The organism is Pseudomonas sp. AM8, from assembly GCF_036346475.1.
Taxonomy (GTDB): domain Bacteria; phylum Pseudomonadota; class Gammaproteobacteria; order Pseudomonadales; family Pseudomonadaceae; genus Aquipseudomonas; species Aquipseudomonas marginalis.
Map to the genome: position 1 here is coordinate 24,564 of NZ_JAOTNX010000009.1, position 20,810 is coordinate 45,373.

15 protein-coding genes are annotated in these 20,810 nt (G+C 59.6%); 9 read left to right on the forward strand and 6 right to left on the reverse strand.

All coding sequences use genetic code 11. From position 1 onward, the window contains the following. Positions 1-321: 321 nt before the first annotated feature. The 9 genes from V3W40_RS20870 to V3W40_RS20910 all read left to right on the forward strand — a co-directional run bounded on the left by V3W40_RS20870 (position 322) and on the right by V3W40_RS20910 (position 13,009). On the forward strand, positions 322-1,725 hold the full coding sequence (locus tag V3W40_RS20870) for a polynucleotide adenylyltransferase PcnB (RefSeq protein WP_330215575.1): 1,404 nt from the start codon (positions 322-324) through the stop codon (positions 1,723-1,725). A gap of 2 nt (positions 1,726-1,727) precedes the next feature. Then, positions 1,728-2,225 (forward strand): 2-amino-4-hydroxy-6-hydroxymethyldihydropteridine diphosphokinase, encoded by a 498-nt coding sequence (gene folK, locus V3W40_RS20875; RefSeq protein ID WP_074847623.1) that lies wholly within the window; start codon positions 1,728-1,730, stop codon positions 2,223-2,225. A gap of 214 nt (positions 2,226-2,439) precedes the next feature. Then, on the forward strand, positions 2,440-3,240 hold the full coding sequence (gene panB / locus V3W40_RS20880) for a 3-methyl-2-oxobutanoate hydroxymethyltransferase (RefSeq protein WP_065925304.1): 801 nt from the start codon (positions 2,440-2,442) through the stop codon (positions 3,238-3,240). Next, complete coding sequence (panC, locus tag V3W40_RS20885) at positions 3,237-4,088, forward strand: pantoate--beta-alanine ligase (protein WP_074847624.1); 852 nt, start codon at positions 3,237-3,239, stop codon at positions 4,086-4,088. The genes panB and panC overlap by 4 nt, the downstream gene beginning before the upstream one ends. Before the next feature lie 223 nt (positions 4,089-4,311). Then, complete coding sequence (gene pgi, locus V3W40_RS20890; RefSeq protein WP_027605377.1) at positions 4,312-5,976, forward strand: glucose-6-phosphate isomerase; 1,665 nt, start codon at positions 4,312-4,314, stop codon at positions 5,974-5,976. A 105-nt stretch (positions 5,977-6,081) separates the two neighbouring features. Continuing rightward, positions 6,082-8,019 carry an acetate--CoA ligase gene (acs, locus tag V3W40_RS20895; RefSeq protein WP_330215576.1) on the forward strand — a complete coding sequence of 646 codons (1,938 nt, stop codon included), beginning with the start codon at positions 6,082-6,084 and terminating at the stop codon, positions 8,017-8,019. 15 nt (positions 8,020-8,034) lie between these two features. Further along, positions 8,035-8,904: an oxygenase MpaB family protein gene (locus V3W40_RS20900; RefSeq protein ID WP_065925307.1), complete on the forward strand. Its 870-nt coding sequence runs from the start codon at positions 8,035-8,037 to the stop codon at positions 8,902-8,904. A 67-nt stretch (positions 8,905-8,971) separates the two neighbouring features. Then, positions 8,972-9,988: a class I SAM-dependent rRNA methyltransferase gene (locus tag V3W40_RS20905; protein ID WP_074847625.1), complete on the forward strand. Its 1,017-nt coding sequence runs from the start codon at positions 8,972-8,974 to the stop codon at positions 9,986-9,988. A gap of 87 nt (positions 9,989-10,075) precedes the next feature. After that, positions 10,076-13,009 (forward strand): DUF748 domain-containing protein, encoded by a 2,934-nt coding sequence (locus V3W40_RS20910; protein WP_330215577.1) that lies wholly within the window; start codon positions 10,076-10,078, stop codon positions 13,007-13,009. 180 nt (positions 13,010-13,189) lie between these two features. Here the strand turns inward: V3W40_RS20910 and V3W40_RS20915 are convergent, their stop codons facing one another. The 6 genes from V3W40_RS20915 to infB form a co-directional block, all read right to left on the reverse strand. Next, complete coding sequence (locus V3W40_RS20915) at positions 13,190-13,810, reverse strand: BON domain-containing protein (protein WP_027605372.1); 621 nt, start codon at positions 13,808-13,810, stop codon at positions 13,190-13,192. Positions 13,811-14,104: 294 nt separating this feature from the next. Continuing rightward, on the reverse strand, positions 14,105-16,210 hold the full coding sequence (gene pnp, locus V3W40_RS20920; protein ID WP_330215578.1) for a polyribonucleotide nucleotidyltransferase: 2,106 nt from the start codon (positions 16,208-16,210) through the stop codon (positions 14,105-14,107). Positions 16,211-16,405: 195 nt separating this feature from the next. After that, a complete protein-coding gene (gene rpsO, locus V3W40_RS20925) occupies positions 16,406-16,675 on the reverse strand; it encodes a 30S ribosomal protein S15 (RefSeq protein WP_003176135.1) in 270 nt (89 codons plus the stop codon). Between the two features lie 115 nt (positions 16,676-16,790). Next, a complete protein-coding gene (gene truB / locus V3W40_RS20930; RefSeq protein WP_003176136.1) occupies positions 16,791-17,708 on the reverse strand; it encodes a tRNA pseudouridine(55) synthase TruB in 918 nt (305 codons plus the stop codon). Between the two features lie 3 nt (positions 17,709-17,711). Continuing rightward, entirely contained in the window at positions 17,712-18,107 is a 396-nt protein-coding gene (rbfA, locus tag V3W40_RS20935) for a 30S ribosome-binding factor RbfA (protein ID WP_029298974.1), read from the reverse strand. A gap of 159 nt (positions 18,108-18,266) precedes the next feature. Beyond that, positions 18,267-20,789, reverse strand: coding sequence for a translation initiation factor IF-2 (infB, locus tag V3W40_RS20940; protein WP_330215579.1), 2,523 nt, complete (start codon positions 20,787-20,789; stop codon positions 18,267-18,269). Between the last annotated feature and the right edge of the window lie 21 nt (positions 20,790-20,810).

Below are 20,810 nucleotides of genomic sequence, written 5' to 3' on the forward strand. Positions count from 1 at the left end.
TGGATCGTAGATCAGCAACACAGCGACCAAAGCAATCCGTTTGCTCTTGACTCCCAATTGGGAGTGTCATGAAGGTGAAGCTTCATGGCGAGGGCGATCAACAAAAACAAGAAGCCCGAAATCAATAATAAAAATAGAGCACGCAACTACTTCTGGGGGAGCTTCGGCTCCCCTTGTAGTTTCCGGGATTTGACGATTTAAGGCTTATGGCGCAACGCCGAAGCTTGTTCCTACACCATCCCCTGACTAAATGCTAGAATCCCCGCCCATCATGCGGTCATTCTTCGTTATGGCCGAACATTCCTTCAAACAGTGCATCCCATGCTGAAGAAGTTGTTCCAGTCATTCCGTTCTCCCTTGCGTCGTACGCAACACAAACGCAGCACGCCTGAAGTGCTCAACAGCAGCCAGCATTCGTTGCAGCGCGCTCAATTCAGCCGTTATGCGGTGAATATCGTCGAACGGTTGCAGAACGCCGGTTACCAGGCCTACCTGGTGGGCGGTTGCGTACGCGACATGCTGCTCAACATCACGCCCAAGGATTTCGACGTCGCCACCAGTGCCACGCCTGAGCAAGTGCGTGCCGAGTTTCGCAATGCGCGAATCATCGGTCGCCGCTTCAAGCTGGTGCATATCCATTTTGGTCGCGAAATCATCGAGGTCGCGACCTTCCGTGCCGGCCACCCGCAAAACGATGAAGAGGAAGACACCAATCAGTCTTCCCGCAACGAGAGCGGGCGTATCCTGCGCGACAACGTCTACGGCACCCTGGAAGAAGACGCGCAGCGCCGCGACTTCACCATCAATGCCCTCTATTACGATCCGGTCAGCGAACGCATCCTCGATTACGCCAATGGCGTACACGACATCCGCAATAACCTGATCCGCCTGATCGGCGACCCGACACAGCGCTATCAGGAAGACCCGGTGCGCATGCTGCGGGCCGTGCGCTTCGCCGCCAAGCTCAACTTCGGCATCGAAAAGCATACCGCCGCACCGATACGCGAGCTGGCACCGATGCTGCGGGAAATCCCGTCCGCGCGTCTGTTCGAAGAAGTGCTCAAGCTGTTCCTCTCGGGCTACGCAGCCGACACCTTCGAAATGCTGGTCGACCTGCAGTTGTTCGACCCACTGTTCCCGGCCAGCGCCGAAGCACTGGAGTACAACCCGACTTATACCCACACGCTGATCAGCGAAGCGTTGATCAATACCGACCTGCGCATCAAGCAGAACAAACCGGTCACGCCGGCGTTCCTGTTTGCCGCCCTGTTGTGGCCGGCCCTGCCCAAGCGCGTACTGCGTCTGCAGGAGCGTGGCATGCCGCCGATCCCGGCCATGCAGGAAGCCGCTCACGAGCTGATCGCCGAACAGTGCCAGCGCATCGCTATCCCGAAACGTTTCACGATGCCGATCCGCGAGATCTGGGACATGCAGGAACGCCTGCCGCGCCGCAGCGGCAAGCGCGCCGACCTGCTGCTGGACAACCCGCGCTTCCGTGCCGGCTACGACTTCCTGCTGCTGCGCGAAAGCGCCGGTGAGCAGACCGACGGCCTGGGCGAATGGTGGACCGACTATCAGGATGCCAATGACAGCCAACGCCGCGACATGATTCGCGAACTCGGCAGCAAGGGTGATGGCGAAGGCGCAGGGCCGAAGAAGCGTCGTCGCAGCGGCACCAAGCGCAAACGCAGTGCTGCCGATGCCTCGGGCGCTGCGGGCGAATAAACGTGGAACGCATCTACATCGGCATGGGCAGCAACCTGGCAGCCCCGGACCAGCAATTGCGCAGCGCTATCCAAGCGCTGGCGCAATTGCCAGACACTTGCGTCGCGGGTGTGTCCGCCTTTTACCAAAGTGACTCCCTGCTCCCGGGCCAGCCGCGCTACACCAACGCAGTTGCCGCCCTGGACAGCCGCCTTGCGCCACTTGACCTGCTGGACGCGCTGCAAGCCATCGAAAACGATCAGGGCCGCGAGCGCCTGGAGCGTTGGGGCCCTCGCACCCTTGACCTGGACATTCTGCTGTTTGGCGATCGCCTGATCGACGAACCGCGCCTGAAGGTGCCCCACTATCAGATGCACCTGCGTGCATTTGTGTTGTATCCGCTGGCCGAACTGGCACCTGCCGCATTGCAATTGCCGGATGGCAACCCCCTCAGTGCCCTGCTTGACGCCTGCCCGTTTGTCGGCCTGGAACGGCTCCCGGTTGCTGAATCGCGTCAGTAACAGCGGTAACACCGCCATCGTAACAATGCGGTAACACATCCAATTGACTTCCCGTGTCCTCCTCACGACTATAGGCGTCCCGCTGCCGCCAACCCGGCAATGAAGGGCGCAATCCAGGCCTTATAAGCACTGCTCTCAAGACAGTGCGCCTGTATAAACGAAGACTCACGCGCGTTACTCGCTGTTTCCAAGCGCCTGAACGAGGACCCTTTTCATGCCAGACATTACCCTGACCACCTTGCAGAGCCTCAAGCTCAAAGGTGAAAAAATCACCATGCTCACCTGCTATGACGCCACCTTCGCCCACGCCAGTTGCCAGGCCGGGGTTGAAGTGTTGTTGGTAGGCGACTCCCTGGGCATGGTCCTTCAAGGGAATGACAGCACCCTGCCCGTCACCACCGATGAACTGGCCTACCACACCGCCAGCGTCAAGCGCGGGAACGACGGCGCATTCATCATCGCCGACCTGCCGTTCATGGATTACGCCACCGTCGAGCAGACCTTCCTGAACGCCGGCAAACTGATGCGTGCCGGTGCACACATGATCAAGGTAGAGGGCGCCGTATGGCTCGCCGAGTCGATTCGCCTGCTGGCTGAACGCGGTGTGCCGGTCTGTGCACATATGGGCCTGACACCACAGTCCGTGAACATCCTCGGCGGCTACAAGGTGCAAGGCCGCAACGAAGCCCAGGCGCGCCAGATGCGCGCCGATGCCATCGCCCTGGAGCAGGCGGGCGTCGCGATGATCCTGCTCGAATGCGTGCCCAGCGAACTCGCGGCAGAAATCACCCAGGCCGTTAAGGTGCCGGTGATCGGTATTGGCGCGGGCTCGGCCACCGACGGCCAGGTGCTGGTGCTGCACGACATGCTCGGCCTGTCGATTACCGGCCGCGTGCCAAAGTTCGTGAAGAACTTCATGACTGGCCAGGACAGCATCCACGCGGCATTGAGTGCCTACGTCGCCGAAGTCAAAGGCGTGACCTTCCCAGGCGCCGAACACGGATTCTCTGCATGAACACCGTAAAAACCGTACGCGAACTCAGAGCCGCCGTCGCCCACGCCCGCAAGGCCGGCAAACGCATCGGCTTCGTGCCCACCATGGGTAACCTGCACAGCGGACATGCCAGCCTGGTCAGCAAGGCTGTGCAGCAGGCGGACTTTGTCGTGGCGAGTATTTTCGTCAACCCACTGCAATTTGGCGCCGGCGAAGACCTGGACAAGTACCCTCGCACCCTGGCCGCCGATCAGGAAAAGCTCCTGCAGGCCGGCTGCAACCTGCTGTTCGCGCCAACCGTCGAGGAGATGTACCCCGGCGGCATGACCGGCCAGACCCGCGTCAGCGTCCCGCAATTGTCCGAAGGCTTGTGCGGCGCCAGCCGTCCCGGGCATTTCGAAGGCGTGGCGACCGTGGTCAGCAAATTGTTCAACATGGTCCAGCCGGACATGGCTGTATTTGGCCAGAAGGACTACCAGCAACTGGCCGTGATTCGTGCCATGGTCCATGACCTGAACATGCCGATCCAGATTATCGGCGAGCCCACCGTACGCGCCGATGATGGCCTGGCGCTGTCCTCGCGCAACGGTTTTCTCAGCGAAGAACAACGTGCGATCGCGCCGGTGCTGTACCGCAGCCTCAGCCAGATTGCCGCAGCCATCAAAAGCGGTGATCACGACTTCGCCAGGCTGCGTGCCGAACAGGTGCAGCAGATCGAGGCTGCCGGGTTGCGCCTGGATTACCTCGAAGTGCGCCAGGGCCTGCACCTGCGGGCCGCTACGGCGGAGGATCGGGATATTGTGATTCTGGTGGCGGCCTTTCTAGGCACGACCCGCCTTATCGACAACCTGCATCTGACCCTCGACTGACCCCTCTGAACACCCCGCCGATTGCCCTGATCGCTGTGCCGGTATAAAAAAGTACCGGCCACAGCGCAGACAAAGCCAAGACATATCGACACGCTAGGTTTAATGTAATCGCCCTGCGCTATGGTTAGCGCTGTCTGGAACCCAATCCTTGAGATAAGACTGGATGTTCCGGGCTTTGAAGTGTCCTAAAGGCAGTCCCCGTAATAAAAGGAAACCCGCAGCGATGGCGTACTACCGCACCCCTCATGACGTTACCGCTCTGCCCGCCTGGCAAGCGCTCAACCAACATCGCCAAGCCATGCAGGATTTCAGCATGCGCGAAGCGTTCAATGCCGATCCCCAGCGCTTTTCCCAGTTCACCTTGAGCAGCTGCGGACTTTTCCTCGATTACTCGAAAAACCTGATCACCGGCGAGACCCGCGACCTGCTGGTGGGCCTTGCCAACGAAGTGGGTCTTAAAGACGCAATCAACTCGCTGTATGCGGGCGAGCCGGTCAACTCCTCCGAAGGCCGCCCTGCCCTGCACACCGCCCTGCGTCGCCCGGTGGGCGACAAGCTGTCGGTCAACGGCGTGAACATCATGCCGGACGTGCACAAGGTGCTGAACCAGATCACCGACCTGGTCGGCCGCATCCACGACGGCCTGTGGCGTGGCTACACCGAGAAGCCGATCACCGATGTGGTGAACATTGGCATCGGCGGCTCGTTCCTCGGCCCGGAACTGGTTTCTGAAGCGCTGTTGTCCTACGCCCACAAAGGCGTGCGCTGCCACTACCTGGCGAACATCGATGGCAGCGAGTTCCACGAGCTGACCATGAAGCTGCGCGCCGAGACCACGCTGTTTATCGTCTCGTCGAAATCCTTCAACACCCTGGAAACCCTGAAAAACGCCCAGGCCGCCCGCGCCTGGTACCTGGCCCAGGGTGGCTCGGAAGCCGAGCTGTACCGCCACTTTATCGCCGTGTCGAGCAACAACGCGGCAGCCGTGGCCTTCGGTATTCGCGAAGAAAACATCTTCCCGATGTGGGACTGGGTGGGCGGCCGTTATTCGTTGTGGTCGGCCATCGGCCTGCCAATCGCCCTGGCCATCGGCATGTCCAACTTCAAGGAACTGCTGTCCGGGGCCTACACCATGGACCAGCATTTCCAGAACGCGCCCTTCGAACAAAACATGCCGGTGCTGCTGGGCCTGCTGGGCGTGTGGTACGGCAACTTCTGGGGCGCACAAAGCCATGCGATCCTGCCGTACGACCACTACCTGCGTAACATCACCAAGCACTTGCAACAGCTGGACATGGAATCCAACGGCAAGAGCGTGCGCCAGGACGGCAAACCGGTGTCCACCGACACCGGCCCGGTGATCTGGGGTGGCGTCGGCTGCAACGGCCAACATGCTTATCACCAGTTGCTACACCAAGGCACCCAACTGATCCCGGCCGACTTCATCGTACCGATCGTCAGCTTCAACCCGGTGTCCGACCACCATCAGTGGCTGTACGCCAACTGCCTGTCCCAAAGCCAGGCACTGATGCTCGGCAAGACCCGCAGCGAAGCCGAAGCCGAGCTGCGCGACAAGGGCATCCCGGAAGACGACGTGCAGAAGCTGGCACCGCACAAGGTGATCCCGGGCAACCGTCCGAGCAACACGCTCGTGGTTGAACGCATCAGCCCGCGTCGCCTGGGCGCCCTGGTTGCGATGTATGAACATAAAGTGTTCGTGCAAAGCGTGATCTGGGGCATCAACGCCTTCGACCAATGGGGCGTGGAGCTGGGCAAGGAGCTGGGCAAGGGCGTATACAATCGCCTCACCGGCGCCGAAGAAACCTTGGCCGAAGACGCTTCGACCCAGGGGCTGATCAACTACTTCCGCGGCCGTCACCGCGGCTGATGCAGGCACCGCAAGGCCAACGTCCGTTTGGACGTTGGCCTTGAACCCTCTCCATACAGGGTGCATCTTTATGACTTGTCGCAAAAACAAGAATAAGGATCGCTCATGTTCGATATCAGCACGTTTCCCACCGCCGATGCCGTCCGCCGGGCTGCGCAACTCAGTCAAGAGGACTACCAGCGCCTCTATCGCCAATCCATCGAACAGCCGGACACGTTCTGGGCCGACCAGGCCAAGGGCTTTCTCGACTGGATAACACCGTGGCACACCGTCCAGCAATCAGACATCCAGACCGGTGCCGCCCAGTGGTTTGCCGGTGGCCAGTTGAACGTCAGCTACAACTGCATCGACCGTCACCTGGCGCAACGCGCCGATCAGCCGGCCTTCATCTGGGAAGGTGACGATCCTGCAAAATCTTCCAAAATTACCTACCGCCAACTGCACCAAAACGTCTGTCGCCTGGCCAATGTGCTGAAAAGCCGAGGCGTGAAAAAAGGCGACCGGGTGTGTATCTACATGCCGATGATCCCGGAAGCGGCCTACGCCATGCTGGCCTGCACGCGGATTGGCGCGGTGCACTCGGTGGTATTTGGCGGGTTCTCACCGGACGCCCTGCGCGACCGCATTCTGGACGCCGACTGCCGCACCGTGATCACAGCCGATGAAGGCGTGCGCGGTGGTAAGCCGGTGGCGTTGAAACAGAACGTCGACAAGGCCCTGGCCAGCTGCCCCGACGTCAGCACGGTGCTGGTGGTACAACGCACCGGCGCACCGGTGAGCTGGAGCGAAGGCCGCGACCTCAAGTATCAACAGGCCCTGGATGCAGCGAGCGACGATTGCCCTCCCGAACCGATGGACGCCGAAGCCCCGCTGTTTATCCTCTACACCTCCGGCAGCACCGGCAAGCCCAAGGGTGTGCTGCACACCACGGGCGGCTACCTGCTCCAGGCGGCAATGACCTTCAAGTACGTACTCGATTACCGCGACGGTGAGGTGTTCTGGTGCACCGCCGACGTGGGTTGGGTCACCGGCCATAGTTACATCGTGTACGGGCCGCTGGCCAATGGCGCGACCTCGCTGATGTTCGAAGGTGTGCCGAGCTACCCGGACAGTTCGCGCTTCTGGCAGGTCATCGATAAACACCAGGTGAATATCTTCTACACCGCTCCCACCGCCTTGCGCGCGTTGATGCGCGAGGGTCACGCCCCGCTGGAGACGACCTCCCGCGCCAGCCTGCGTCTGCTGGGCAGCGTGGGCGAACCGATCAACCCGGAAGCCTGGGACTGGTACTTCAACGCGGTGGGCGAACAGCGTTGCCCTATTGTCGATACCTGGTGGCAGACCGAGACCGGCGGCATCATGCTCAGCCCGCTGGTCAGCGCCCAGCGCATCAAACCAGGTTGCGCCACCCAGCCGATGTTTGGCGTGCAGCCCGTGCTGCTGGATGAACAAGGCAAGGTCATCAGCGGTGCCGGCAGCGGCGTACTGGCGATCAAGGCCAGTTGGCCGGGGCAGATTCGCAGCGTCTACGGCGACCCGCAGCGCATGGTCGACACCTATTTCAAACCCTACCCCGGTTACTATTTCACCGGTGACGGCGCGCGCCGCGATGAGGACGGTGACTACTGGATCACCGGGCGTATCGACGATGTGATCAACGTATCCGGCCACCGTATCGGCACCGCCGAGGTAGAAAGTGCGTTGGTACTGCATGACCAGGTGGCCGAGGCTGCCGTGGTGGGCTACCCCCACGATGTCAAAGGCCAGGGCATCTACGCCTTTGTCACCCCCATGAATGGCGTCGAACCCAGCGAGGCGCTGAAAAAACACCTGCTGGAACTGGTCAGCAAGGAAATCGGCAGCTTTGCCAAGCCGGAACTGATCCAATGGGCACCGGCCTTGCCGAAAACCCGATCCGGCAAGATCATGCGCCGGATTTTGCGCAAGATCGCCTGCAACGAACTGGACAGCCTGGGTGATACCTCGACCCTGGCCGACCCCAGCGTCGTCGACGGCCTGATCGACAAACGCCTGAACCGCTAGGAAACCCGAGTCGCCATGGAATTTATCCGCAGCCGTATCGAAACCCAGTTGATGAGCCTCACCGGCTTGTCACTGGGCCAACTGGACCTGGAAAACCCCAAGGGCGATCCGGGCCTGTTCGGGCCGGACTCGGTCAGTTGGCAAGTCCATGGTGACTTCAGCAGCATGCTCATCGGCGGCATCAGCGCCTTGATGCTGCAAGCCTTGCACCCATTGGCCCTGGCCGGCGTGTGGGACCATTCGAATTTTCGCCAGGACATGCTTGGGCGCCTGCGCCGTACCTCGCAGTTTATTTCCGGTACCACGTTCGGCGCGCGCAAAGACGCCGACTGGCTGATCGAAAAAGTGCGCACCATTCACCTGCAGGTGGTGGGTCATGCCCCGGACGGGAGGCCTTACGCGGCCAGCGATCCAGCGCTGCTGACCTGGGTGCATGTGGCGGAGGTGAGCAACTTTCTTGCTGCCCACTTGCGCTATCGCAACCCGCACCTCTGCGGCCGTGATCAGGACCGTTACTACAGCGAGATCGCCGTCGTCGCAGAACGGCTCGGCGCGCAGGATGTGCCGCATTCACGCCAGGAAATTTCCGATTACCTTGAGAATATCCGCCCGCAATTGCTGTGCGACGAGCGCAGCCGCGAAGTGCTGCGCCTGTTGCTGAACGCGCCCTCCCCCAGCCTGTTGGCCAAGCCTTTTGGTGCCTTGATGATGCAAGCCGGGATCGACCTGCTGCCGGACTGGGCCAGCACCCTGCTCGATCAGCACCAGGGCCCGCTGCAACGCCGGATGATCCGCGCCGGGGTCAAGCGCAGCGCGCCGTTGTTGCGCTGGGCGATGCGCAATGGTTCGGTGCAGCGTGCACACCGGCGGATGGGGTTGATGTAGGCAACGCGCCATAGCTGCTAAACTCCGCGCCCTCATTACCCCCATTTACCTAAGCAAGGCGCGCTCCATGTCCCCCTTGAATCAGGCGCTGCGCGCCGCCCTCGATCATCGCCAGGATCTGATCAGCGAACTGCACGCCCAGGGCACCGATTGCTATCGGCTGTTCCATGGCAGCCAGGAAGGCGCCGGCGGCCTGACCATCGACCGCTACGGCCCGCAGTTACTGGTGCAAAGCTTCCATCAGTCGCTGGAAACCGCCGACCTGCTGGAGCTGCACCAACTGGTCAACCAGCACATGGGCCTGGAGTTGCTGCTGGTCTACAACGACCGCTCCCGCGGCAACTCGCGGGTCGATCGCGAAGATTCGGTATACCGCGCCGAACCTGCCGCGCTGGAAGACCTGGTCGGCCACGAATGGGGCCTCAATTACCGTGTCCGTGGGCGCCACGCCGGCCAGGACCCACTGCTGTTCCTCGACCTGCGCAATACCCGCGGCTGGGTCAAGGGCCACAGCGCCGGCAAAAGCGTACTGAACCTGTTTGCCTACACCTGTGGGGTGGGCCTGAGCGCCGCTGCCGGGGGTGCGCGCGAGGTATGCAACCTGGACTTCGCCGAGGGCAACCTGGCGGTGGGGCGTGAAAACGGCCAGCTCAATCCACAGCTTCCTACCATGGAGTTCGTGCAATCGGACTACTTCCCGGCGATTCGCCAACTGGCCGGGCTGCCGATCACCCAGCGTCGCGGGCAAAAACTGCCGAGCTATCCGCGCCTGGAGCAGCGTCAATATGACCTGGTGTTGCTCGACCCGCCGGCCTGGGCCAAGAGTGCCTTCGGTACCGTTGACCTGTTGCGTGACTACCAGAGCCTGCTCAAGCCGGCACTGCTCGCTACAGCCGACAATGGCGTGCTGATCTGCTGTAACAACCTGGCAAAAGTCAGCATGGAGGATTGGCGTGAACAGGTGCTGCGTTGTGCGCAAAAGGCTGGGCGTCCGGTGCGGGACTGGAAAATCATGACGCCCGGCGCGGACTTTCCCTCACAAGATCAACAGCCACCGCTGAAGACTCTGATACTTCAACTGTAAGCAGCATCCTAAAGGCCCGGTTCTTCGGAACCGAAAACCCGTGCCATACTCCAAGGCACTCCTGTTTGACATAGATGGCGCCGCCCCATGCCCAAAGGATTGATTCGCGCCGCTGGCGCCTTGTTGACTGCCCTCGCGTTGTACAGCTTGCTGGGCTTTCTGATTTTGCCTGGCATCGCCCTTCGCATTGCCAACCAACAGTTGGCCAATTACGCCACAGTGCCGGCACACATCGAACGGATCGAACTTAACCCGTTCAGCCTGGAAGTAACGGTATGGGGCTTGAAGATCGGCGAGCCCGGTAAGGAACAGGTAGGTTTCGAACGGCTTTACGCCAACCTGCAGGCCGATAGCCTGTGGACCCGCGCCCTGCACCTGGCGGATGTGCAACTGGACAAGCCCAGGACCGAGTTGTTGTTCGACAAGTCAGGCCAGCTGAATCTGGCGCAGTTGTTCAAGCTGCCACCGAGCGAGCCGACCCCGGCAGACCCTGACGCCAAGCCGTTCCCGCTGCGTGTCGACAGCATCAAGCTGGCTGGCGGTTATTTGCATTTCCAAGACCTGCGTCCCAGCGAACCCATCGAATTCCTCTACGACACCCTCGACTTCGAACTGAAGAATCTCAGCACCCTGCCGGAAGACAATGCGGACATGACCTTGGTCGCCGCCGGCCCTGAAGGCGGGCAGATCGACTGGAAAGGCAACTTCAGCCTGGTGCCGATCACGTCCGAAGGTACGCTCAAAGTCACCGGCGGCAAGATGAAAGCCTGGTGGCCTTATGTGCGTGACGCCTTACCCCTGGTACTTGAAGACGGCGTGCTCAACTTCAGTACCGAATACAGGTTCAGCCTGGCCAAAGAGACCGAGCTGAACCTGACCAACACCGCCGCCAGCATCGCACCGTTCGCGATCAAGGCTCCGGATGGCCGGCCGTTGGTGCGCCTGGAGCGTTTGGACGTCAGCGAGACCACGGTGGACCTGGCCAAACAGCAGGTGGTGGTGGGCAAGATCCGCAGCAATAAACTCGAGACCTGGGCGGCTCGTGAAGCGGATGGGCAACTGGACTGGCAAAAACTGTTCGCCGGCCAGCCGAACAAACCGGCCAAGGCGCCGGAGCCTGCGACTGCACCCGCCACGGCCGACTCGCCAAAGCCTGCGCCCGTCGCCCCAAGCAAGCCCTGGCAAGTGCTGCTCAAGGATGTACAGATGCGCAACTACCAAGTGCACTTGGCCGACCGTCAGGCCAAACCTGCGGTGGCACTGGAGCTCGGCCCGTTGAACGTCGACGTGCAGAACTTCGACAGCCTCAACCAGAGCCCCTTTACCCTGAAGGTCGACACCGGCCTGGGCAAGCAGGGCAAGATCCAGGCAACCGGCACGGTTAACCTCAACCCGGTCAGCGCCAAGTTGAAGGTCAATACCAAGGACATCGACCTGCGGGTCGCCCAGTCCTATATCAGCCCGTTTATCCGCCTGGAACTGCGCAGTGGCATGCTTGGCAGCGACCTCGACGTGAACCTGAAAAGCACCGATCCCCTGGCGCTGCAGATCACCGGCCGAGCGCAGGTTGACCAGTTGCATACCCTCGACACCCTCAAGACCCGCGACTTCCTCAAGTGGCAGCGCCTGGTGCTCGAAGGCGTGAACTACCAACACGGCGACAGCCTGTCGATCGACAAGGTCAACCTGCTACAGCCCTATGCGCGGTTCATGATCAACGATGACCGCACCACCAACGTCGACGACTTGCTGATCCCGCAGCCGGCCGACAGTGGCGCCAAATCGTCAGCCAAACCTGCCGCGAGCAAAGACAAGCCGCTGGGTATCCATATCGGGCAGATTGCGATCAACGACGGTTCGGCCAACTTCGCCGACTTCAGCCTCACCCCCAATTTCGCCACTGCGATCCAACAGCTCAATGGGCAGATCGGCACCATCGACAGTCGCCAGGCCAAGCCGGCGAGCGTTGACATCAAGGGCAAGGTCGACCGTTATGCACCGGTGACCATCAAAGGCAGCGTGAACCCGTTTGACCCGATGGCGGCGCTGGACATCGCCACCAGCTTCAAACGTGTCGAGCTGACCACCCTGACGCCTTACTCGGGCAAGTTCGCCGGTTTCCGCATCCGCAAGGGCCGCCTCAACCTTGACCTGCATTACGTGATCACCAAGGGCCAGTTGAAGGCTGAGAACAAAGTGGTGGTCGAGCAATTGCAGCTGGGCGAAAAAGTCGACAGCGCCGATGCCGTGGACTTGCCGATTCGTCTGGCAATCGCCTTGCTCAAGGACAGCGACGGCAAGATCTCCATCGAACTGCCCGTATCCGGTGACCTGAATAACCCGCAATTCAGCGTGATGCCCATTGTGTGGCAAACCCTGCGCAATCTGGTGGTGCGAGCGGCCACTGCGCCGTTCAAGTTTATTGGCGGATTGGTCACCGGAGGCGGAGCGGAGGACTTGGGTAGCGTGTCGTTCGCGGCAGGCTCCAGCGAGTTGAACAAAGACGCCGAAGGCGCTCTCAACACCTTGGCCAAAGCCTTGAAAGAACGCCCTGCCCTACGCCTGGAAATCGAAGGCACGGCCGCAGCCAGCAGCGACGGCCCATTCCTGGCGGCCCAGCGGCTGGAGCGGGAATACCAATACAACTACTACAAAATGCTGCAGCGCCGTGGCGAGAAAGTCCCGGCCCAGGCGTCCTTGCTGGAAGTCCCTGAGAGCGAAAAAGCCCCCTTGCTCGAAGGTATTTACCGCACCCGCTTGAAACAGCAGCCTCCGGCAGAATGGAAGGACCTGAGCAGCAGTGACCGCACCGCCAAGTTGAAAGAGGGCGTGATCAAGTTCTGGAGTGGCAGTGACGTGCTGCTGCGCCAGTTGGGCCAGGACCGTGCAAGCACGATCAAGGACTACCTGGTGGATAAAGCCCAGCTGGAGGACGACCGGGTTTACTTCATTGACGCGCAACTGGGCCAGGCAGAGAAAGACGGTCGAGTGATAACGCCGATGCACCTGGATGCCGAGTAGGCGTCCACGGCAAGCCGCTACCGCATTACTTTCCCGCCCCAATAGAACAGGCCCCGACACAGAAGTGCCGGGGCCTGTAATGACCACATCCGTGTGGTCGGTCGCATGAAACTTAGAGGTGCATTGAGTGGATATCTAACTCACGCGCCGCCGCCGCTAGTTCAGACGAGTGCTTGAGCGTTACTCTGCTTTCAGGCCATCGGCCGATACAGCTTTAACGCCTTTGATTTTCTTGGTGATGTTCACCGCGGTCGTTTTCTGTGCCTCGGTCACAGCGACCGAAGAGGACAGGGAAACTACACCCTTGTTGGTTTCGACTTTAATGTCGGTGCCAGGAATGCCTTTCTCGGTGACCAGGTCAGCTTTGACTTTGGTGGTGATCCAGGTATCGGAGGTTGCGCCTTTGGCGTCAGCCGCTGCACCTTTGGTTTTGTCGATGTTGTCTGCCTTGGTAGCGCCGCCAGCCAACAGGCCGTCAGCCGAAACTGCGGTAACACCTTTGATTTTCTTGGTGATCGCTACGGCAGTTTCTTTCTGCGCGTCCGAAATGGCTACGGTCGAAGACAGGGAAACCACACCTTTGTTGGTCTCAACCTTGATGTCCGAACCAGGAATGCCTTTTTCGGTCAGCAGATCGGATTTAACTTTGGTGGTGATCCAAGTATCCGAAACGCTTTCTTTTGCCTTGGTGGCTTCACCGGCCGCCAGAGTCATTGGAGCTTGGGAAGTCTGGGCAAAGGCCACGTTAGCACCCATGGCCAGGGTCAGAGCGGTAGCAGTAGCGAGAGCGAACTTCTTCATACGAGTAACTCCTGTTTTATTAAAAGTCTGCAGTGTGTGAACCTTGATGCTGCAGCGTTAACAGGGTTATTGCAGGCAGTGTGCCAAGTCTCTAGCGCAGATTAAATACTTAAAAATCATATAGTTATCAAAATAGCCAAATTTCGGAATCGTGCAACTTGCATGAACCTGATCGTGCCTGCGTGCAAGTTGCGGCTTTTGCGATTTACTAAGCGTCTGATTTTTCGGCATTTTCCTTCAGGCGTAAAAAAAGGACTCCGAAGAGTCCTTTTTTTCAGCGTGAGCCTGGGGTAATTAAACGCCCGAAGCCTTGGCTGCTGCTACGTCCTTGATGGACAGCTTGATACGACCGCGGTTGTCCACGTCCAGTACCAGCACTTCCACTTCCTGGCCTTCTTTCAGAATGTCGGTGACTTTCTCAACGCGAGCGTCGCTCAGCATGGAGATGTGAACCAGACCGTCTTTGCCTGGCAGGATGTTGACGAATGCGCCGAAGTCGACGATGCGCTCAACCTTACCGACGTAGATCTTGCCGATCTCGGCTTCAGCGGTGATGCCCAGGACGCGTTGACGCGCAGCTTCTGCAGCTTCCTTGGTTTCGCCGAAGATCTTGATCGAGCCGTCGTCTTCGATGTCGATCGAAGCCTTGGTCTCTTCACAGATCGCACGAATGGTCGCGCCGCCTTTACCGATAACATCACGGATTTTGTCGGTGTCGATTTTCATCGCGATCATGGTCGGAGCATTTTCCGACAGTTCGGTACGGGACTGACCAATGATCTGGTTCATCTGACCGAGGATGTTCAGGCGCGCTTCCAGGGCTTGGCCCAGGGCGATTTCCATGATCTCTTCGGTGATGCCCTTGATCTTGATGTCCATCTGCAGCGCGGTAACACCTTTGGCGGTACCGGCCACTTTGAAGTCCATGTCGCCCAAGTGGTCTTCGTCGCCCAGGATGTCGGTCAGGATGGCGAACTTCTCGCCTTCCTTAACCAGGCCCATGGCGATACCGGCAACCGGCGCCTTCATCGGCACACCCGCGTCCATCAGCGCCAGGGAAGCACCGCAGACCGAAGCCATGGAGCTGGAGCCGTTGGACTCGGTGATTTCCGACACCACACGGATGGTGTACGGGAACACGTCAGCAGCAGGCAGCATGGCCTGGACCGAGCGACGGGCCAGACGGCCGTGACCGATTTCGCGACGACCAGCGCCACCCATGCGACCACACTCGCCCACCGAGAACGGCGGGAAGTTGTAGTGCAGCATGAACGGGTCTTTTTTCTCGCCTTCCAGGGTGTCCAGCAGCTGTGCGTCACGGGCAGTACCCAGGGTCGCAACGACCAGTGCCTGGGTTTCACCACGGGTGAACAGTGCAGAACCGTGAGTCTTCGGCAGAACACCGACTTCGATGTTCAGCGGACGAACGGTGCGGGTGTCGCGGCCATCGATACGAGGCTTGCCGTTAACGATGTTTTCGCGAACGGTGCGGTATTCGATTTCACCGAAGGCTGCTTTGACTTCGCTGGAAGAAGGCTGGCCTTCTTCGCCGGACAGCTTGGCAACAACCTGGTCCCTCAGCTCACCCAGGCGAGCGTAACGGTCGGCCTTGACGGTGATGGTGTAGGCATCGGAGATCGCAGTGCCGAACTCGGAGCGGATAGCGCCCAGCAGTTCGGTGGCTTCGGCTTGCGGAGCCCAGGCCCAGGTCGGCTTGGCAGCTTCGGCAGCCAGTTCTTTAACAGCGTTGATCACAACCTGGAACTCGTCGTGAGCAAACAGTACTGCACCCAGCATCTGGTCTTCGGTCAGCTCTTTGGCTTCCGATTCAACCATCAATACGGCTTCCGACGTACCGGCAACGACCATGTCCAGGCTCGATGCTTTCAGTTGCTCGTAAGTCGGGTTCAGCAGGTAACCGGTGCTTTCGTGGAAAGCAACGCGGGCTGCGCCGATCGGGCCATCGAAAGGAATACCGGAGATGGCCAGGGCAGCCGAAGTACCGATCATCGCAGCGACGTCAGGATCGGTTTTCTTGCTGGTGGAAACGACGGTGCAGACAACCTGCACTTCGTTCATGAAGCCTTCTGGGAACAGCGGACGGATCGGACGGTCGATCAGTCGGGAAGTCAGGGTTTCTTTCTCGGAAGGACGGCCTTCGCGCTTGAAGAAACCGCCAGGGATCTTACCGGCAGCGTAAGTCTTTTCCTGGTAGTGAACGGAAAGAGGGAAGAAGCCTTTGCTTGGGTCGGCGTGCTTGGCGCCAACAACGGTCACCAATACGGTAACGTCGTCATCAACGGTAACCAGCACTGCGCCGGAGGCTTGACGGGCGATACGGCCTGTCTCGAGGGTAACGGTCGACTGACCGAACTGGAATTTTTTGATAACCGGGTTCACGGTGTCCTACCTTCTTTGTGGCTCTTGGGGAACTTGTCTTCTTGCGAAATTCTTGGGCAATGTCGGGAATCGGCCCAACCCTTGTCCAGGGGTAAAACGTGTATCCAGATAAAACTTGAGGCTGGGAGCCTACCATGGGCCAGCGGGAATCCCACTGACACACGGCAGACAACCAACCTCTAGCGCAATCGCTGATTAGCGACGCAGACCCAGGCGACCGATCAGAGCCTGATAACGACCCAGATCCTTGCCTTTCAGGTAGTCCAGCAGCTTACGGCGCTGGTTTACCATGCGGATCAGACCACGACGGGAGTGGTGATCTTTACCGTTGGCCTTGAAGTGACCTTGCAGCTTGTTGATGTTGTGGGTCAGCAGTGCAACTTGCACTTCTGGCGAACCAGTGTCACCAACAGCTTGCTGGTAGTCAGCTACGATTTGTGCTTTTTCTTGAACGTCGAGAGCCATGAGGCAATCCTTTTTTCAGGAAACCACCCAAAGGGCAGTTTCAACAGGCCAGGGACAAATCCCTGTATCTAAAAATGAGTGTTGACCGTGCCTGTTAACAGCCACACTCGTTCGGTCATTCTGACCGAATCAGTCGACGTGGCGCGATGCGCCCGTCTTCGCTCACTTCACCGATACCGATAAAGCGACCGTTATGATCCTGTACCCGCACCATGCCGAACTTCGGGGCATCCGGGGCGCGTACCGGCTGGCCGTTAAGCCAGTAGAACGCGCTGTGTTCCGAAAAGTGCAGCAATGGCCAATCCAGCAAACCGCTGTCCGATGGCATCAGGAAGCGATCAACTGCTTCGTTGCCGCCCTCGGCATGCACGGCTTCCAACTCTTCCAGCGTGACCGTCTGGGCCAGGGTGAAAGGGCCAGCCTGGGTGCGTCGCAGTTCAGCTACATACGCGCCGCAACCGAGCTGTTCACCAATATCTTCCACCAGGGTACGGATATAAGTGCCTTTGCTGCAGTCTACGGCCAAGCGTGCGGTGTCACCTTCACAGGCGAGCAATTCCAAGCGCGCAATAGTAACAGAACGCGGTTCGCGCTCCACTACTTCGCCCGCACGTGCCAGCTTGTAAAGAGGCTGCCCGTCACGCTTGAGAGCCGAGTACATCGGCGGTATCTGACTGATTTGCCCACGAAAAGCAGGTAAAGCAGCTTCGATATCAGCACGACCAACGGTCACGTCGCGAACCTGCAAAACATCACCTTCGGCGTCTGCCGTGGTGGTGGTCTTGCCCAGTTGCATCAGGGTTTCGTAACCCTTGTCGGAATCGAGCAGGTATTGCGAGAACTTGGTGGCCTCGCCAAAGCACAACGGCAGTACGCCAGTAGCCAAGGGATCGAGACTGCCCGTGTGCCCGGCCTTCTCGGCATTGAGCAGCCAGCGGACCTTCTGCAACGCGGCATTGGAGGTAAAGCCAATGGGTTTGTCGAGCAGGATGATGCCGCTGACGTTACGACGGATACGTTTGACCTGAGCCACCGCTTACTCCTTGGCGTCTTCAGGTGTGGACGGATGCTGATTGTCTTCAGCCACGGCGCGCTCGATCAGGGCCGACAGGTGCGCACCACGCACGACGCTTTCGTCGTAGTGGAAGTGCAACTGGGGCACGCTGCGCAGCTTCATCTCACGGGCCAACTGCATCCGCAAAAAACCTGCGGCGGAGTTGAGCACCTTGATGCTTTGCGCGATCTCTTCGCTGTTGTCCTGGCCCATCACGGTGATGAAGATCTTCGCGTGACCGACGTCACGGCTCACTTCTACAGCGGTGATGGTGACCAGGCCAACACGCGGGTCTTTGACTTCGCGACGGATCAGTTGGGCCAGCTCACGCTGCATCTGATCGCCGATACGTTGGGTACGGCTGTATTCTTTTGCCATGTCTTGTTACCTGTTACTGCCACACGGTGAAACCCGTGGGGTCTGAAAGCGGCAAACGCCCGGCCTGACAAAAGCCAGACCGGGCGTTGCGTTTAGAGTCCGCACGCTGCGCGGGGCATTTGCATGCCCACACGCGGCGTGGCTCCTGAAGTGCGCGAGTTAGAGGCTGCGAGCAACCTGAACCTTCTCGTAGACTTCGATCTTGTCGCCAGCCTTGACGTCGTTGTAGCTCTTGACGCCAATACCGCATTCCATGCCGGCACGCACTTCGGAAGCGTCATCCTTGAAGCGGCGCAGGGATTCCAGCTCGCCTTCGAAGATAACGATGTCTTCACGCAGTACACGAATTGGACGGTTACGGTACACGGTACCTTCGATAACCATGCAACCGGCGATCGCACCGAATTTCGGCGAGCGGAACACGTCACGAACCTCGGCGACACCCAGGATGTTCTCCCGGACGTCACTGCCAAGCATGCCGGTGAGGGCCTTCTTGACGTCTTCGATGATGTCGTAGATGACGTTGTAGTAACGCATGTCCAGGCCTTCCTGCTCGACGATCTTGCGAGCGCCAGCATCGGCACGCACGTTGAAGCCGAACAGTACAGCGTTGGAAGCCAGTGCCAGGTTGGCGTCGGACTCGGTAATACCACCGACACCGCCACCCACAACACGCACTTGCACTTCGTCGTTACCCAGGCCGTTCAAGGCGCCGTTCAACGCTTCGAGGGAACCACGGACGTCAGATTTGAGGACGATATTAAGCGTCTTCTTCTCTGCCTGGCCCATGTTCTCGAAGATGTTTTCCAGCTTGCCGGCGTGAGCACGGGCCAGCTTGACTTCGCGGAACTTGCCTTGACGGAACAGAGCCACTTCACGGGCTTTCTTCTCGTCCGACAGCACGCTCATCTCGTCGCCAGCGTCCGGGGTACCGTCCAGGCCGAGGATCTCGACAGGGATGGATGGACCCGCTTCCTTGATTGGCTTGCCGTTCTCGTCGAGCATGGCACGTACACGGCCATAGTTCGAACCGACCAGCACCATGTCGCCTTGGCGCAGGGTACCGTCTTGAACCAGAACGGTAGCAACCGGGCCACGACCCTTGTCGAGACGCGATTCAACTACAACACCACGACCCGGGGCCGATGGCGTTGCTTTGAGTTCCAGGACTTCGGCTTGCAGCAGGACCGCTTCGAGCAGCTCGTCTACGCCAGTACCGACTTTCGCCGAAACCGAAACGAACGGCGTATCACCGCCCCACTCCTCGGAAGTCACACCGTGAACCGACAGTTCGCTACGGATGCGATCGAGATCGGCGCCCGGCTTGTCGATTTTGTTCACGGCAACAACCAGTGGAACACCAGCGGCCTTGGCGTGCTGGACAGCTTCAATGGTCTGCGGCATTACGCCGTCGTCCGCTGCAACTACCAGGATCACGATGTCGGTCGCCTTGGCACCACGGGCACGCATTGCGGTAAACGCGGCGTGACCTGGGGTGTCAAGGAAGGTGACCATGCCGCGCTCGGTTTCAACGTGGTATGCACCGATGTGCTGGGTGATACCACCGGCTTCGCCGGCAGCTACCTTGGCACGACGGATGTAGTCGAGCAGCGAGGTCTTACCGTGGTCAACGTGGCCCATTACGGTCACGACTGGTGCACGGGAGAAGGTCTCGCCTTCAAACTTCAGGGACTCGGCCAGGGAGTCTTCCAGGGCGGTGTCGCTGACCAGGGTCACTTTGTGGCCCAGTTCTTCGGCTACCAGTTGAGCAGTTTCCTGATCAAGCACCTGGTTGATGGTCGCTGGAGTACCCAGTTTGAACATGAACTTGATGATTTCAGCAGCCTTGACCGACATCTGATTGGCCAGATCGCCAACCGTGATGGTCTCGCCGATCTGCACATCACGCACGACAGGCCCGGTTGGGCTCTGGAAACCGTGGGCGTTGCGTTTCTTCAGCTTGGCCTTGCCGCGACCACCACGACGGAAGCCATCGCTTTCTTCGTCGGTAGTGCGTGGCGCAACGCGTGGAGCAGGCGCTTTCTCTTTGACCGAGGCACGATGCGGAGCGTTTTTACGCTCGCCATCGCCACCACCACTGCGACGATTGTTATCGTCGGCACGTGGTTTGTCCGGACGACGAGGTTCGTCGCGCTTGCGAGCGTCAGCAGCAGGTGCTGGAGCAGCGGCAAGCGGAGCGGCCTCACGCACAGTTTCAACAGGCGCGCTAGGTGCAGCGACTGCGTCAGTAGCGGATTGCGCAGCAGCAGGCTGGCTACGCGCTTCTTCTTCGGCGCGACGCTTGGCTTCTTCTTCAGCCTTCTGGCGTGCAGCATTTTCTACTGCGCGACGTTCGTCCATCTCGCGTTTGCGCTCGGCTTCGATTTCTTCCGGGCTGCGCTGTACGAAGACTTTCTTCTTACGCACTTCAACGCTGATGCTCTTGCTACCAGCCACCCGCAGGGTGCTGGTTGTTTTGCGCTGCAATGTAATCTTGCGCGGTTCTTCCACTTTCGCCTTGTGGCTGCTTTTCAAGTGAGTCAGCAACGATTGCTTCTCACTGTCGCTCACATGTTCCTCGGCGGCGGTGTGCGGCAGACCTGCCTCACGCATCTGCTGCAACAGGCGCTCTACCGGTGTTTTGACCTCATCGGCCAGTTGTTTCACCGTGACTTGCGTCATGCACTTCTCTCCTCAGGCCGC